At 40.0% G+C, this 17,213-nt stretch carries 12 protein-coding genes and 1 pseudogene; 6 read left to right on the top strand and 7 right to left on the bottom strand.

Annotation, left to right across the window (positions count from 1 at the left end):
* The gene (locus OCV82_RS00575) at positions 1–1,218 is read left to right on the top strand and encodes a tetratricopeptide repeat protein (RefSeq protein WP_154042604.1); all 1,218 of its coding nucleotides are present in this window, start codon (positions 1–3) and stop codon (positions 1,216–1,218) included.
* 70 nt (positions 1,219–1,288) lie between these two features.
* On the opposite strand, the gene OCV82_RS00580 is transcribed toward OCV82_RS00575, so the two are convergent.
* From OCV82_RS00580 to OCV82_RS00590, 3 genes are read right to left on the bottom strand one after another with little or no spacing between them, the layout of a single operon-like run.
* Positions 1,289–3,895 (bottom strand): TonB-dependent receptor, encoded by a 2,607-nt coding sequence (locus tag OCV82_RS00580; protein WP_154042605.1) that lies wholly within the window; start codon positions 3,893–3,895, stop codon positions 1,289–1,291.
* 18 nt (positions 3,896–3,913) lie between these two features.
* Positions 3,914–4,900 carry a FecR family protein gene (locus OCV82_RS00585; protein WP_262542711.1) on the bottom strand — a complete coding sequence of 329 codons (987 nt, stop codon included), beginning with the start codon at positions 4,898–4,900 and terminating at the stop codon, positions 3,914–3,916.
* Positions 4,901–4,902: 2 nt separating this feature from the next.
* Positions 4,903–5,466, bottom strand: coding sequence for an RNA polymerase sigma-70 factor (locus tag OCV82_RS00590; RefSeq protein ID WP_154042607.1), 564 nt, complete (start codon positions 5,464–5,466; stop codon positions 4,903–4,905).
* Positions 5,467–5,892: 426 nt separating this feature from the next.
* On the opposite strand from OCV82_RS00590, the gene OCV82_RS00595 reads away from it, so the two are divergent.
* The 5 genes from OCV82_RS00595 (at position 5,893) to OCV82_RS00615 (ending at position 12,336) form a co-directional block, all read left to right on the top strand.
* Positions 5,893–7,755 (top strand): coiled-coil domain-containing protein, encoded by a 1,863-nt coding sequence (locus OCV82_RS00595; protein ID WP_154042608.1) that lies wholly within the window; start codon positions 5,893–5,895, stop codon positions 7,753–7,755.
* A 189-nt stretch (positions 7,756–7,944) separates the two neighbouring features.
* Positions 7,945–10,278 carry an outer membrane beta-barrel family protein gene (locus OCV82_RS00600; RefSeq protein ID WP_154042609.1) on the top strand — a complete coding sequence of 778 codons (2,334 nt, stop codon included), beginning with the start codon at positions 7,945–7,947 and terminating at the stop codon, positions 10,276–10,278.
* Between the two features lie 172 nt (positions 10,279–10,450).
* Complete coding sequence (locus tag OCV82_RS00605; protein ID WP_154042610.1) at positions 10,451–11,017, top strand: DUF4840 domain-containing protein; 567 nt, start codon at positions 10,451–10,453, stop codon at positions 11,015–11,017.
* 41 nt (positions 11,018–11,058) lie between these two features.
* Positions 11,059–11,898 carry a prolipoprotein diacylglyceryl transferase gene (gene lgt, locus OCV82_RS00610; protein ID WP_154042611.1) on the top strand — a complete coding sequence of 280 codons (840 nt, stop codon included), beginning with the start codon at positions 11,059–11,061 and terminating at the stop codon, positions 11,896–11,898.
* An 81-nt stretch (positions 11,899–11,979) separates the two neighbouring features.
* Complete coding sequence (locus OCV82_RS00615; protein ID WP_154043057.1) at positions 11,980–12,336, top strand: DUF4377 domain-containing protein; 357 nt, start codon at positions 11,980–11,982, stop codon at positions 12,334–12,336.
* Positions 12,337–12,490: 154 nt separating this feature from the next.
* Here the strand turns inward: OCV82_RS00615 and OCV82_RS00620 are convergent, their stop codons facing one another.
* From OCV82_RS00620 to hydG, 4 genes and pseudogenes are all read right to left on the bottom strand, one after another.
* Positions 12,491–12,988, bottom strand: coding sequence for a putative signal transducing protein (locus OCV82_RS00620; RefSeq protein ID WP_154042612.1), 498 nt, complete (start codon positions 12,986–12,988; stop codon positions 12,491–12,493).
* A 51-nt stretch (positions 12,989–13,039) separates the two neighbouring features.
* Positions 13,040–14,456: pseudogene (locus OCV82_RS00625) on the bottom strand (AAA family ATPase).
* 84 nt (positions 14,457–14,540) lie between these two features.
* On the bottom strand, positions 14,541–15,731 hold the full coding sequence (gene hydF / locus OCV82_RS00630; RefSeq protein WP_154042613.1) for a [FeFe] hydrogenase H-cluster maturation GTPase HydF: 1,191 nt from the start codon (positions 15,729–15,731) through the stop codon (positions 14,541–14,543).
* A 33-nt stretch (positions 15,732–15,764) separates the two neighbouring features.
* Positions 15,765–17,183 carry a [FeFe] hydrogenase H-cluster radical SAM maturase HydG gene (hydG, locus tag OCV82_RS00635; protein WP_154042614.1) on the bottom strand — a complete coding sequence of 473 codons (1,419 nt, stop codon included), beginning with the start codon at positions 17,181–17,183 and terminating at the stop codon, positions 15,765–15,767.
* Positions 17,184–17,213: the final 30 nt, after the last annotated feature.

The following is a 17,213-nucleotide window of genomic DNA, read 5'->3' on the forward strand; positions in this document are numbered from 1 at the left end:
ATGAAAAAAGTATTACTAACTGCAGCCGTGTTGTTTACTACATGCGCAGTATCAGCACAGACTAGTGTTGTAAAAGAAGCGAAATCTTCTAAGAGTGATCCTGTAAAGGCTGCTCAGATTATTGAACCTGCATTGAGCGATCCTACAACAGCCAATGATCCTGAAACATGGAAACTTGCCGGTGATTTCCAGAAGGCTATCTACGATGACGAGAATATGAAACTTTATCTCCCGGGTGGACAGGCTGATACAGCTAAATTATACAATAGTTTGGCTAAAATGTTCGAATATTACATGAAATGTGATGAAGTTGAACAGGCAAAAGTGGCAAGTGGTGAATTGAAGAAGCCAAAATTGAGAAAGAAATTGGCCAAGACATTGGTTTCTGTACGTCCTAATTTGACAAATGCAGGTTCTGATGCTTATAATGCAGGAAACTATAGTGCCGCATTGAAATTCTTTGGAACATACTGCGATGCTGCAACAGCTCCTATCTTTGCAGATATGAAAGAAGTAAAGAATGATACACTTGTTCCACTTATCGCAAACTATGCTACATTGGCTGCTAACTCATTGAAAGACAATGCCGCTGTTATCAAGTATGCAGAAATGGGTAAGAACCATAAGGAAGAAGGTTACAGAGCATTGATGTGTCTTGCTGAAGTTTATAAGTCAGACGAAGCTAAGGACTCTGTAAAATGGCTTGCTACTATCAAAGAAGGTGTTGAAAAATTCCCAGCACAGGAATATTTCGTTGGTAACCTTATGGACAACTACATCCAGAAAGGTCAGGTAAAAGAAGCTTTGGCTGAAATAGACGGTATCATAGCAAATAATCCTTCTGCTTACTTCTTGTATGTAAAGGGTGTACTTCAGTATGAAAACAAAGACTACGAAGGAGCAATAGCTACATTGCAGCAGATTGTTGACAAGAACGACGGTTTCGTGGCAGAAGCATATTCCAAGATGGGCGACTGCTACTTCTTCCCTGGTCAGGATATAGAAGAAGCTAACTCTCAGCTTGCTATGGACGATCCTAAATATGCAGAAGGTGAAGCTAAGATTAAAGAGCTTTATGCAAAGGCATTGCCTTACTATGAAAAGGCTAAAGAATTGGCTCCTGATAACAAAGCTTTGTGGGGTCAGTATATGTTGAGAATCTACTGGAAGCTTAACAGAGCTGAGTATGAGTCTCTTGAAAAAGAACTTGGATATTAATCTGATAGTTTGATAAAAATAAAAAATCCTGGTCTGTATTTCAGATCAGGATTTTTTGGTTTTATATATATCAGAACTTGAAACTTAAACTTCCGTATGGAAGACAATTTTCTGATAAATGTACAGAATAGAAGTCAACTATATCTTCCTCGGGTGGATTGCCAAGCAGATTGTAAAGACCGCATCTGAGAAGTAGCAATTTGTCTCCGAAATCCTTCTTGAATGTATATCCTACGTCAATTCTGTAGTTGAATTCTCCACGTCTTTGCCTGAAGCCCAAATCCTTGTCGCTTTCAAACCAGTTGTCCGATGTCTTGATTCTTCCCGATTTTGTTATACATCCTATAGACAGGCTTGACGATTTGCTTATCTTGTATGACAGGGCTCCTGCTCCATAGTGTGGCATATCATACAAAGAAGGAAGTTTGCCCAGGCTCTTGTATTCATCGAACCATTCACGGCTCCTTGAATAAGTATATGACAGTTGCATAGTCCATCTTCTGTACATATAATAGAGGAACATTTTAATTCCGTAACTGTCTCCGTTACCCACCATTATATAGTTGTTCCAGTTATCGTTTTCTACTATTGCATCCGGTTTCAGGGCTACGATATTCCGTCTTGTCTTATAATATGCAGATGTTTCTAATTTTCCTCTGTCGCTGTCGAAATTCTTTTTCCAGCCAATCTCATAATGTTCCGATGAGCGCGGTTTAAATCCTTCTATGCTCGGCATTCTGAAATCTGTCGGTAGAGAAATACCATTGAAACTGATGTAATGATAGAACTGCTCCATTTTAGAGAAATTCAGGTATATAAGGTCATTCTTACCAGGTGTAAAGTTCAATGCAAAACGAGGCTGTATGCTGTAATAATTTCGGAAGTTTACAGGATTGTATGCAATGAAATGTACTCCTACACGTGTTGTAAGGTTATTTGTTACTCTGATATAATTGTCGTAGTACAGAGAATACTGGTTAATGGCCTCATTCTGCTTCTTGATGTTTTCTCCGAAAGCTGTCATCTCATACATCTCGTGCGAGTACTTGAATCCCCAACGGGTAGAGTATATGTTTTCCGGACTGTAAGTAAATTCAGTATTGAAATTTATTGTCTTTATTCCGTTGCTTATTTCATTGTTAGACGCATTGTTTTCTGTTTGATTAAAGGAATCTCCATTATTCCAATCGTCATTCCAATTGTCTTCCCATCCGCTGTCAGGGTCCATATCATCTTCAAAGTCGTCACCCAAACCAAAACCAAGTACATCGGCGTTTGCACGGCTCATGTGTGACGAATAGTAGGCAGATGTGGTATTACCAAGTTTTCCCCACATTCCGTTATAAGTGGCCTTGTATATCTGGTTATTCCATTTCACTACAGGTATGGCTTCTTCTGTGTATAGGGGAAATCTGAACTCGTCGAATGTATTATATGCAAAGAACTTTAAGGAACTGTTTTCCGACATATAGTATGACAGTTTTGCCGTATAGTCGAACGAGTAGTGGTTCAGTCTGTTTTCCTCCGATAAAAGTTCGTCGAAGAAATCCATCCAGCTTCTTCTTACACTCACCAGATACGACAGCTTGTTTTTTATTATTGGCCCTTCCAGTGTAAGCGATGCGGCAGGCATGTCGATAGAGAAAGTACGTGTATGCCTGTTCTTGTTTCCGTCTTTAAGATTGAATTCCGTGACCGATGAAAGTCCGCCTTCCAGACGGGTGGGGAAGAAGCCCTTGTGGAAGACAATATTCTTTATGACGTCGCCATTGAATTGTGGAAGCAGAGCGTTGACGTGTCCCGGATGAAACACAGGCACACCGTCGAGCAGGATTATGTTCTCGTCATAACTTCCGCCGTCCACCATAAAATTGTTTCCCGTAGGAGTGCCGGTCACTCCGGGCAGTATCCATATTTGCGAAAACAGGTCGTTTCCGCTGAATGACAGCATGCCTGATGGAGTAATCTCTGCCAGTTCCGCATCATTTCTGATAGACCTGACCGTAACCTCGTCAACCTCAAACAGAGCCGGCTTGAGATTCATGTCCAGTCTTTTCCTGCTATACAGATGCAGAGCTGTAGAGAATTTCTCATATCCCATATAGCTTATTTCAATGGTATATTCCCCTTCTGTAAGGTTCAGCCGGTAGTTGCCGTTCTCGTCGCTTGTGGAGTAAATCTTCCTGCCGTCCGTACCTGACGCCATTATGATTGCCCCATACAGTTTCTCGGATGTTGATTCGTCGGCTATCGTTCCGCTTACGGAGAATTCCCTTTTTGCATCAATGCGTATCGCGATTTTCCTTCCGGGCATTTCCGTAATGCTGTATCTGTAGTCTTTAAGAATAATGTCCAGCAGTTGGGCTACCGACATGGTGGCGGACTGTCTCACGGTGCATCTCCTTTCCATGTCTATAGCTTGGTTGAACGAAATCGATATTCCCTTTTGTTTCTCGATATAGCTGAACCATTGAAGCACAGAAGCCGATGAGGCTCTAACGAATAGAACCTCATCGGTCAGTTTATTGTCGTCTGATGAACAAATGTTTTCCTTAATACCTCCTGCAGTTATGTCGGTTGATGTTTCATTTACAGATGCTTCCGTGTTGGGAAAAGCATCTCCTGCATGAGCCATTGCCGACAGCAGTAGCAGGACTTTCATTGATTGATGTATCATCCGGCTATGAATGCTTGGTTAATATAATCGGTAATGCTTTCCGGCTTCCAGAATTTCGTATTTGCAGCTGCACAGGAAAGCCAGTTCCATTATTATTGCCTCCGTATCGGCAGTGTCAATCCTGCTTGTTATCTTGTTATTCCGTAGTTCCTTGCTCACCTCAATTTTCACTCCCGTGGTCTGTTCTATCTTTTCCACCACTTCCATTATTCCCGCATTCTCGAACGACAGGACTTTAGGTTTCTCTTCGAACACCTCATACGGATTCTCTATCTTACCTGTCTTTAGAGTGTTGTTTTCAAGTTCCGCCTTCTGGTTGGCTTTTATTATTACCTTGCTGTCCTCCGATTCTACGCTTACCACACCGGTCTTTACATATACGCTTGAGCTTTCAGCTTTAGTGGCATCAACCAGAAACGATGTTCCCAGCACTTCCACCATAAGGTTTTCTGACTGTACTTTGAAAGCCCTTCCGTGCATCTTCCTCACATTGAAGAAAGCCTTTCCATTTAGAGCTACCTCCCTTGCCGAGTTCATACCTCCCGTTCTATATCTCACGTTTGCATTAGGATATAGAGTCACCGACGAACTGTCCGGCAGATAAATCATCATCTTCTCTGCAGTGTTGTTGGCAAACAGCTGTTCATTGTTGTTATCCCTGTTGCTCATAAAGAATGAGATTGATATTACTACTATTACAAGGACCGAAGCTGCCGCATAGAAAACCGACATGCCCAATGACTTCTTCTTGTTCTTGTTTATTGAGATACTCATTGCCGGTTTCTTTGCCGACGTCTTGTTTATATGCTCTTCTATTCTGGCCCATGCTTTTGCTGTTCCGAATTCGGGAGCCTTCTTTGGCGATATAAGTTTTACCAGCCTGTTGTATTCGTCGGCATGCGTAGCTATCCATTCCTGAATATCATTCTTTTCCGAGTCCGACATTACCTCGCCTGTGATATATTTAGCCAGTAATTCGTTGATATATTCTTCTGTATGTTTCATCTCTATATGTTGTTTGAAATGATTGATATGATTAAAGTGATAATAACCGCGATAGTGAACGAACATGTGGCTGCAAACTCTCTGAGCAGTTTGATGGCTTTACCCATCTGATTTTCCACTGTCTTTTCCGATAATGACAACAACTCCGCAATTTCCCTGTATTTCATGCCTTTAAGCTTTGAAAGTAGGAAAATTTCCTTACATTTTGGCGGGAGTACAGCCAGAGCCTCCGATAAAAGTTCCTCAGGTGATTTCCTGTCAGTGTCCAGTGTATCCTCATCCGGAAGGTGTGCTCCGGCAGATGGAGCGTCTTCTATCGAAACAGTGTAAGAGCATTTTTTTCTGAGAAACGAGATACAGGCATTTTTTACAGCTGTAGTGATGTAGGCTGCAAATTCCTTGTCCGGAAGAGCGTCCTTACCTTTATCCCATATATTTATGAACAGTTCCTGAACTATGTCTTCCGAATCGTCAGCATCGGAAACATATTCGTATGCTATGCTGCATAGTCTTGGATAGTGTTCGTTAAACCTGGACTTGAAGATTTCTTTTCTGTCGGTGTTCATTACTGATGTATTTAGTTTTTGTGGTTATTAAGGCATATATATTTGATGGCATTTTTACAAATATACTGTTTCCGTGCCTAAATAACAATTATTGTCATATATATTTATGTAATTTGTATGTTCTCCACACGCTCGTGTGGAGTTCTCATCACGTTCGTGTGGAGCTCTCGACACGTCCGTGTGGAGTACTCGACACGTTCGTGTGGAGATAACTGTTTCAGCTCGATGTTTTCTGATTTGTCTCATGCTTTTATAATTAAGCAGGTAATTAATCCTTTTCCTTTGTTGCTTTCACTTCAATAACGCAGATTTATGTAAAAACCCCTATGTGGGAAGAGAAAATAATCAGAGTCCGGTGATTTATTACATAAAATCCGATGTGTATAGTGCCGGAATATTCTTATTTTTGCAGGAAATTTTTGTAAAATGAGAAAGATAACCCACTATATTCTGTACATTCTGATTGCTTTTACAGTCCTTTTGAATATTCGATGCAGCGGAAACGGCAAAGAGAAAACACTGCTTCCGGAACTGGTTCATGCGGAGTCCGTGATGTTTGACCATCCGGACAGTGCGCTTCATATTCTGGAGGACATGCCGATGCCTTCAGCACGCCGGGATAAGGAGAACCATGCGCTGTGGTGTCTGTTGTTGACACAGGCGCAGTACAAACGGATGATGAAAATCCCTTCAGATTCACTTGTGAGAATTGCATACGATTATTACAAGCCAACAAACAATGCCCGTAGAAAGGCGATAGCAGCCCTATATATGGGTTGTATAAATTATGATCTTGGGAATATAGAAGAAGCGATGCAGTATTATCTGGCAGCTAAGACAGAAGTGGATAAGACTGATGATTATAAGACCGGATATCTGATAATGTCTTCTTTAACAAATCTCTATTTATTCCGTGATTTTGCTGATTATGCACTTGATGCTTGTATGAAGGCATACGATTATGCTGTGAAAGATTCTAACAATCGCTATCAGATGACATCTTTAGGATTGTTGGCCAGATGTTATTGCATATCAAATGAATTTCCAAAAGCAATAGAAACCTATCAGAAAACTGCTGCAAAAGCTGTTGAACTCGGATTTGAAAACAATGAATATTATTATTCAATACAAAAAGAAATTGCTTTGGTTTATACGAACAGTTGGAAGTTTGAAAAGTCATTGGAAATTCTAAAAGCATTACCTAAGATGTATCAGCCATCATTGCTGATTGGTACAAATTATTTAATGCTAAATCAGTATGATTCTGCATATTTCTATTTGAACAAGGACTTAAATACGGATAATGTTTATACCAAAAAATCCATATATAAAGCTCTGTATCAATTGGGTGATACGCCTGAATACCGTAAATATCTGAAGACCTATTGCGATTCACTTCTTTTCTATACCGACTCTGTCATGTCCTTGGATAAAGGCAAGGAAATCATCGCCTATAAGGAGAAGTATGACCATCAGAAACTCATCACTGAGCAACAGCGTCTGAAGCTGGAGAAGGCAGATGCGCAGCGTATGCTGTTCATCATCACGATATGCCTGATTGTAGTTATAGCTGTTGTAGCATATTTTTACCAGAAACGTCTTGTCCGTAAGGAAACTACTATCCGCAAACAGTCGGAACAGCTACAGGACTACATGCTTCAACTGCACGAATACGAGACACGGCTCATGCAGAACAACCGCTATATGGACGAGCTGCAGGAGCAGATATCACGTCAGGAAGTTAATGCTGAAGATATAGATTCATATCGTGAACAGATAGACAGTCTTCAGTCAGAGAATAGCAGGCTGTCTGAAAATATAAACACTCTGCAACAGCATATTGTCGAATATACCTCTAAACTTGACAAGGCCCGCCGTGATACGGAGAAATTCCGTAGTATATCAGAAGAGAACCTTAACCTGAAGCAGCGTGAACGTATGCTTGCCGACTATGTTGTGGACAATGACAGATTGGTTAAGGAACTTAGAGAGAAATGCCGTGTTCTTGATGATAAGGAATGGGAGACTCTGGAGCAAATGTGCGAAAGTACGTACGGCAATTTCGTGAGCCGTATGCAGAGTATCTGTCTGACACTTACAAAGCAGGAGCTTCATCTTTGTATCCTGATCAAGCTCCGTTTCAGCAACACTCAGATGTCGGAGATATTCGGTGTCAGTGTCTCTTCTGTATCCCAAAAGAAGTTCCGTCTGAAAAAGCATTTGAGTGATTCGTTGGAAGGCGGTCTTTCTGAGGATATGACACTCGACAGGTGGGTGGCAGAGTTCTGAAAAAAGAAAATGTAGAGATTGACATAATCGTATAATATGGCATAATACGCATATAATCAGTGTATTATGCCGTATTTTGTTAATGGCTAAATGTAGAGATACTTTTTAAATGGTGTATTGTTATATGTTCTAATTTTGCATTCGGAGATATAAACCATGAGCAATAATAACCTAAAAAGTATCTTTATAATGAAAGCGATTAAAACTTTTCTATTTACATCTTTGTTGGTCTTCTTGCCTGTAATTCTATCCGCGCAGACCGTAAGCGGAAAACTGGTTGACGAGAAGAACCAACCTTTATCATACGCCAATGTGGTGCTTCTGTCCTTGCCGGATTCTGCTTTTGTTAGCGGAACTATCAGCGGTGAGGACGGATCTTTCACATTGGAGGCAACATCGGAAAACCAGATAGTGAAAATATCTTCTATCGGATATAAGACCGTATGTAAGCCGGTATCTCCGGCAAATATTGGTATTGTACAGCTTGTTTCGGATGCACAGATGCTTGGTGAAGTGGTGGTAAAGGGTGATTTGCCTAAAACACGCGTTAAGGGTGATGCCATGGTCACTGAAGTAAAGAATAGCAAACTGTCTTATGCCGGTACAGCCAATGATGTATTGCGCAAATTGCCTGGTGTGGCAGATGTAGGCAACGGTTTGCAAGTATTAGGGCGAGGAACACCGGAGTATTATATAAACGGACGCAAGGTACGTGACCTTTCAGAACTTGACCAGTTATCCAGTACCAGTATTCGGAATGTGGAGGTCGTGATGAACCCAGGTGCTCGTTACGATGCATCTGTGAAGGCTGTTATACGTATTAATACACAAAAACCGGCAGGTGAGGGTTTTGGCTTTGACAATCGTTTAATGGGAGATTACAACAAGAAAGCGGGATGGCTGGACCAGTTCAACTTTAATTACCGAAAGAATAACTTTGATTTGTTTGGCCTTTTGTTTTATTCTGACAGCTACTACTGGAAGACTCATCAGGCCGTTCAGGATACTTATCTGGATAAACACTGGAAACAGGAAAGTCTTACAGATGTGGAAAGCCGGAGCAGGACATTTACCGGTAGGTTGGGTATGAATTATGTGTTTAATAACAATCATTCGTTGGGCGCATATTATCGTATCTCAAGGCAACCGTATTACAAAAATTATATGGATGTATATACCGATGTATTCAGTAATGGAACGGATTATGAATCTTCTGACAACTCTTCCGTCGGCTCTAATGATTATACCAAACATACTCTTGATTTGTATTATAACGGCAATGCCGGTAACTGGCAAATTGATGTGGATGGTAATGCCATCTGGCAGACAACTGATGCGGACAATCTGGCAAATGAGCAGATAAATGCCATGGACGGAACCAACTCTGTCCGCAATGTAACTACATACAGTGACACTGAATATGAATTTTATGCTGCCAAGGTTGTATTGTCACGCCCTTTATGGGGAGGTAATTTCTCTGTTGGTGCAGAATATGGATATATGAACAGAAACATGGACTATCGTAATCCCGAAGGTATCATATCCGACAGTAAAGATGAAATTAATGAGAACAACGCTTCTGCCTATGCAGAATACAGCAAGGCATTTGGCAAAGTAAACGCTCAGCTGGGCATCCGATACGAGTACGATGATTTTGATTATTATGTAAATGATGAACATCAGAAAGATCAGAGTAAGGTTTACCACAATGTGTTTCCTTCGGCATCGCTTTTCTTTCCACTTGGAAAAACACAGGTTATGTTGCAGTACAGATCGGAGATACAGCGTCCGCGTTACTCACAACTGAGCAGCCAGGTGGTATATATCAATCGTTATACTTATGAAGGCGGAAACCCGTTGTTGAGACCAGTCATGACAAACTCACTAAACTTAGGTGTATCCTACAGATGGTTGTCTGGGCGTGCAGGATACCAGCATGTTAAAGATGATATCTTTAATACAAGTTATCCATACTCAAGCGAAGATCCTACCATCGCATTGATAAGCCAGAACAATTCACCCGCTTATGACATGCTGTTTGTCGCTATAACTGCTGCTACTACCATAGGTAAATGGTCGCCTTCCTGGACAGCCAGCTTGAACAAGCAATGGCTGGAGGTGGAAAGCCCTGAAGGTAACATTAATCTGAACAAGCCATTGTTTATGCTTAACTGGGATAACAGTCTTGAATTGCCTATGGGCTTTCTTCTAAACATGGGTGTCAGATGGATGAGTACAGGCGATATGCAGAATACCAGATTGGACGAACAGAGTTGGTCGGTAAACGGAAGCTTGCATAAATCTATCATGAATGGCAGAATGAGTTTTCTGCTTCAGGCCAATGACATCTTTAATACTCAAAAACAATACGGAACTTTATATTCTGGAGAGGTGCGTACTATCAAGATGTATAACGACCCAAATGCACGTAGTGTCAGCCTGACTGTCCGCTATAAGTTTAATACAACCAAAAGTAAGTACAAAGGAACAGGAGCAGGGGAGAGCCAGAAGAATCGTATGTAAGAGTAAAAAATGTAAGTACCACAGATATATTGTTATAATTAGCAGAATATTAGACTCTTTTTTACAAAAAAAATGGAGGATAGAATCCGTATTAGATTATAAACACTATATTTGCGATATTAGCTGTTTTGAATGATAATCCAGTACAAAAAATTGAGTTAATTAAAGTATTATGAAAACAAAAAATCTATTTGGAATAATGATATTGTTCCTGTTAACATTTACCATTATTAGCTGTAATAAAGAGGAAGAGGGCTTTTCTAAAGAAGAAATACAACAGATGCTATTCGACATGAAAGGAACCTATCATGGCACTGTACAAGTAGACTATTATCAAGGTTCAAGTATAACAGAACTTCAGAATGCAATAGCTGTTTCACGCGATTCACTCAAATTCAATATGTCATTATTACCATATGTAGAACTGATTTCAGATGAAGGCCTGACGGAGCGCCTGCGTGAAATTGGAGAGGTGGAAGTTGTTGCTGGTTATGATTTTCATCAGAGTGACGGTTGGAATATAAATTTTGGATTGCGACCTAAGGATGTCGACGTATTAGGCGGTTATGGAGCACCTCCTTCTATTCGGATTGTTTTTGCTCAGACTTTTGGTGGGGACGCTGAAGTAGGACATAATTTCATAATGTTTAATATCTCTCCTCTGGAATTATGGGTTGATGGAAAGAAATATGAAGATTTTCCACGTTTAGTTTACCACTTTAGAGGTAATTATGAATAGTAAAAAGTAATGTAAATACAGAATTATAAATTTCAAATACAATGAATCCAATATTATACATAAATTGGGATATAGATCCTGTTATATTTAGTCTTGGTCCGGTTAAGATTCAATATTATGGTTTGATTTTTGTTACTGGACTTGTCTTATGTTATTACATAATTGGCCATATATACAAGAAGGAGAAGATTTATACTCCTGATGCAATGGAGAAACTTTTTATATATGCTGTTATTGGTATTTTCGGAGGTGCAAGACTTGGTCACTGTCTATTTTATGACTTTGAATATTTTTCTTCTCATATAATTGAAATATTTATACCATTTAGAGAAAATGCTAATGGAGTTTACGAGTTTATAGGATACAAAGGATTGGCAAGCCACGGAGGTGCAATAGGTTTGTTCATTGCCATGTTATTATACTCACGGAAGATTCATATTCCATTCCCGAAGATAATAGACATCATAGCTATCTTGGCTCCATTAGGGGGAGCTTTTATAAGAATCTCAAATTTAATGAACTCTGAAATTATTGGACGTCCGACAGATTTGCCATGGGCTTTTATATTCAGATACGTTGACGATTTACCAAGACATCCTTCACAGCTTTATGAGTCAATAAGCTATTTTATTATTTTCCTGATAGCTTATTCTCTATACAAATATAAAAGACAGTTGTTTAAAGTCGGAAGTTATTTCTATTTTGGCTTTAGTATTTTTGCCATTTTTCTCATGAGATTTCTTTTAGAATACACAAAGGAAAATCAAAAAGGTTTCGAAGATTCGATGTTTTTCAATATGGGACAAGTTTTGAGTATCCCTTTTATTGTATTAGGTCTATACCTAATTTTGCGTAGTTATATACAGTCATCCAAAAGATAACTATAACAAATAAGATAACCGATAAACAGTGCAGAAAATAAGAGTTATTGCAAAACTATAAACTACTATAATCAAAGTAACATGAAAACAAAGAATTTATTTGGAATACTGATGCTGTTCCTGTTTACATTTGCCTCTATCAGTTGTGATAAAGATGATATGACAGACAAAGTAGAAACAATAAAAATGTATGTGTCTGCGGAAACTGATACTTATATTCCTTGGGGAAGCGATACTCCAGTAGAATGTATGCTTATTAAAGAAGAAGGAAATTCAAGCTATTCAAAACTTCCCTTAAATGGCATAGAAGGATTTGTATATAAGAAAGGTTTTGAATACACTCTTAAGGTTGAAAAAACGACTTTAGCAAATCCACCTGCTGATGATAGCGATGTCAGATACAAACTGATAGAGATTATAACAGAACAAGAAAAATAAAGATAATGAATATAAATAAAAGCGGCTAAGATTGAGCTTAGTCGCTTATATTTTATCTATCTCATTATCATCTGCACTATCCATCTGCAGGTAACGACCTACGATCTTCAAGAATTTGTTAGTACTGTGTAGACTGGGTAACTGTTACGCAAAATCATTTATGGCTAAACCTTTTATTGCAATCTTTACATATATAATTGGCATTGGAAATTTTTCCGAAAAATGCAATTACAAGAAACGAAATGAACATAGACAATGCTATATAATCCGCAATAGTTGATCTGAGGCCAAAATCATTTGCCCAAACAAGATAAATCCCCGGAATAAGAATAAGAAAGATGCACAATAATGTTATAGCAGTTCCATATTTATTACTTACGGCTATAGCTGATACATTGTAGCTTCCACATTTAGGGCACCAGATATAAGATTTATTTCTCTTGTCAACAATAGGATTTATTATCTCAACTGCCTTTTCATAGTCTTTCTCAAAAACATATATCGCAATACCGGTAATAGGACCATAAGCACCAGGCCTTTGGTCTTGCCCCTCATCATGCTGGCGAGAAACGATATTATTTTCAACAAGCAAATCTGTAATCTCGTCCGCATAAATAGTAGTATCACATTTTATAAGAAGTTTTTCATTCATATTACATTCATTATGGTTATTGCATGACTCTCAGAATTCAGTAATACTTCTCTAATTTACTGCCCAGTCGCTAATTGTGCCGGTTTCAGAAGAGAATGATGCTCCGATCTTATATACTTTGCGGCTATTGGTTGCATATTCACGCGCATATCCTTTTTCCTCTATCTGCTGAAGTGCCTCTTGGGCCGTACCGTCCAGTTTGAACTCAAAGATATATACATAGTCCGATGTTTCCACTATGCAGTCCACACGTCCCTGGCTCTGCACCTTCTCGGCATAAACAGTATAAACACTCACCAGACGCATAATGAGGTAGAAGGTGTTATTCAGTTGGTTGCAGATATGACGAAGCCACCATTGTAAGGAATCCGCCTTTTACTTCATTGTTCGGGAAATCAAGAAGGAAGGTATTGAAATCTCTGTCGTATGCCTTTATTGTAAGATATCCGCTTTGATATATCATAGGCAAAGGGCGTTCCACGTCTGCCTTGTAATCAATAAATTCCGCCGGAGTGTAATACTTTCCAGTAAATTCGTTCATCCTCTCATGCGAATGGTTAAGCAGGCGAATAAGATATGTGGGAGTTCCTGTGCTGAACCAATAGTCTTTGATACGTTTGGCGTCAAGAGCATTCAACAAGCTGAAAGGATTATAAATGTCTGTCAGTTTATCGCTGAAGTGGTAACCATCGTATTGTCTCTTCAGCAGTTTATACATTTCTTCCGGTGTACACTGATACTCAACGGCCATTTGCAATACAGGTTCAGTAAAATATTTTACGATTTCCTCCTGAGTAATACCGCACAGGGCTTCATAACGTACATCCATACTTATATCTTTAGCTTGATTGAAACCGCTGAATATACTTTCTTGGGAATATTTTGTAACCCCTGTCAACAAAACGAATTGCAAATGCTTGTCCGCTCCCTTAAACACGGAATAAAAAGCTTTCAGAATGTTTCGGTGTTTATCCTCCAGATTGGTATCCACATCCAGTACATCAAGCATAGGTTTGTCGTATTCATCTACAAGTACCACAGCGCGTCGGCCTGTCTGAAGATGAGCGGCCTCGAGAACCTTTATAAAGCGGTCTCCAAGACCCAATTCATTTTCACGTATAGGCAGATTGTACTTCTGTTCCCATTCAGTAAGATAAAAATTAAGTTTTTTCTCCAGTTCTCCTGAGTTTGTGAAATTAGTCGCATTGAAATCCACATGGAAAACGGGATACTCGTTCCATTCCGTCTCCATCTTTTCTATGGCAAGACCACGAAACAGTTCCTTACGTCCTGAATAATAGTTTTCCAGAGTAGAAACAAGTAGGCTCTTTCCGAACCGTCTTGGTCGACTGAGAAAATAAATGCTTCCATTATGTGTAAGGTCATAAATAATGTCAGTTTTATCGACATATATATAACCTTCTTGAATAATGCGTTCAAAACTTTGGATACCAATTGGAAATTTCATAACCTGATTCTTTTTGTACTTTACACAAAGGTAAATAAAAAATTGGACTTTTGCGTCATTAATTAATAGGTCTTTTCCCTTATTTTAATACTCAATATAATCAAGTATCCCCTGAATATAAGCTATAGTCACTCCATAATTGGTCATAGGAATATTCTGTTCCTTGGCTTTTGCAACGCGGTTCATCATAAACTTCCTGTTGAACATGCATGCACCGCAATGGATAATCAGGTCGTAGCCATCAAGATTTTCCGGAAAGTCGTGTCCTGATACAATATCTATATGTATGTCATTGCCAAACCTTTTTCGGAGCATGGCTGGGATTTTTTCACGGCCAATATCCTCTGTGAGTGGGGCATGGGTGCATGCTTCGGCTATAAGGACTTTTGAATTGTTGTTCAGTTTGCCTATCGTACGTGCACCTTCCACAAAATAGTCTATATCGCCCTTGTGCTTGGCAAAGAGTACTGAGAACGATGTCAGTATGCTTTCCTTTGGCTTCAGTTCGAAAACGGTCTTGAATACCTGTGAGTCTGTGATGATAAGTTTCGGTGGATTTACCATCGCTTTGAGCATTGCTTCCAGCTTGTCTGTAGTGCAGCTCATTACAAGGCATTTCTTGTCAAGAAGTTCACGCAGGGTTTGAACTTGTGGGAGAATTAGTCTGCCTTTCGGAGCCTGAATGTCCTGTGGCATGACCAACAGTACGGTATCGTTTTCGCCGGCAAGATTTCCTATTATACTATTGTCGGAAGAGTTGTCAGGTTGGTTTTCTATCAGCGCTTTTCTTATCTCGTCGATGCCTTCCTTTGTCAGCGTACTTGCTATGACAGGTTTGGAACCGCATTTCTTTTCTATGGCAAGGGCTGTTTCTGTCTTGTTATCCAGAATGTCTACCTTATTTAGTACCCATATCACCGGTGTATTCTTTGCGGTGAGTACTTTCTGCCATCGAAGTTCTTCTTCGATATTATCGTCTGTGCAGACCATAATAGCTATGTCAGTGCGTTCCGTAGCCTTTAATGTCTGCTTTACTCTCAGATTTCCAAGCTCTCCTTCATCATCAAATCCGGCTGTGTCTATAAATACACACGGGCCTATGCCGTGTATTTCCATCGATTTATATACAGGGTCGGTGGTAGTTCCGGCTACGTCCGAAACTACTGAAACTTCCTGTCCTGTGATGGCATTTATCAACGATGATTTTCCACTGTTTCTTTTACCGAAAAGTGCTATATGTGTGCGGTTTGATCTTGGAGTATCTTGCAATGACATATTATTATGGTTATTTAAGCTGTAGTTATATTATCAGAATCTGAAGTCGCGTTTTCCTTCGCCAATGTATTTCAGATTCTCTATTGCACGTCTCTTTATTGCAGGATTAGGAATCTTTTCCATCTGCTCACGTATCATCTTCGTACCGAGGGCTTTTGTCTCAGGAGAGGCGTAATCTTCCAAATATTCCTGTAGAGTCATAAGCGCGTTTGGCGAGCAGCAGTTGGCTATCTGTCCTGTTTTTACCAATGACATGAAGCGGTCGCCTGTACGTCCTTCGCGATAGCAAGCAGTGCAGAAGCTTGGAATGTATCCGAGTTTCAGCAGCCATGACACTATCTCGTCCAGTGTACGGTTGTCGCTGATATCGAACTGTGAAGAGTTTTCTTCTGGTGTCTCTTCTACGGCATATCCGCCTACACTTGTACGCGAGCCGCCGCTGATTTGTGAGATACCGAGTTCAAGAACCTTCTCTCGCGATTTCTGCGATTCGCGTGTAGAGATAATCATTCCCGTGTATGGCACAGCTATACGGATGATGGCTACAATCTTCTGGAATATCTCGTCGGAGATAGCATTTTCGAAGTCTGCGGCATTTATATCGTCGGCAGAACATATTCGCGGTACGCTAATAGTGTGAGGGCCAACTCCATAAGTGGCTTCCAGATGTTCCGCGTGCATCAGCAGTCCGGTGAAATCGTACTTATAGGTATTCAGGCCGAACAGAACACCGAGTCCTACATCGTCTATTCCACCTTCCATCGCTCTGTCCATTGCCTCTGTGTGATAAGCATAATTGCTTTTAGGGCCACGCGGATGAAGTTTCTCATAATTCTCCTTATGATATGTTTCCTGGAAAAGAATGTATGTACCTATTCCTGCCTCGTGAAGCTTTCTGTAGTTCTCTACAGTTGTGGCAGCGATATTTACGTTTACACGGCGTATGGCTCCGTTCTTATGCTTTATTCCGTATATTGTCTTGATGGATTCAAGGATATATTCTATCGGATTGTGTAGCGGATCTTCGCCGGCTTCAAGTGCCAGACGCTTGTGCCCCATATTCTGAAGTGCTATGACTTCGCGTTCTATATCTTCCTGACTGAGTTTCTTGCGGGCTATAGTCTTGTTCTTGATATGGTAAGGACAATACACACAGCTGTTTACGCAATAGTTTGAAAGATACAACGGGGCAAACATCACTATTCTGTTGCCATAGAACTTCTGCTTGATTTCTTTTGCCAGGCTGAATATCTCTTCCAGCAGTTCCGGGTCGTTACATTCAAGCAGCAGTGCGGCTTCACGGTGACTGATACCTTTGCAAGCTCTTGCTTTTTCAATTATGGATGATATGAGTTCTCTGTTTCCAGCATTCTCTTCCGCATATTTCAATGTGTCAAGAATTTCATCATGGCTGATAAATTCTTCAGCCTTTTTTGAATCGGCTCTGTACATAATTATATTTTTTAGAAGTTATAGTGGTTA

Origin of the sequence: Bacteroides cellulolyticus, from assembly GCF_025567135.1 — a bacterium.
Taxonomy (GTDB): domain Bacteria; phylum Bacteroidota; class Bacteroidia; order Bacteroidales; family Bacteroidaceae; genus Phocaeicola; species Phocaeicola cellulolyticus.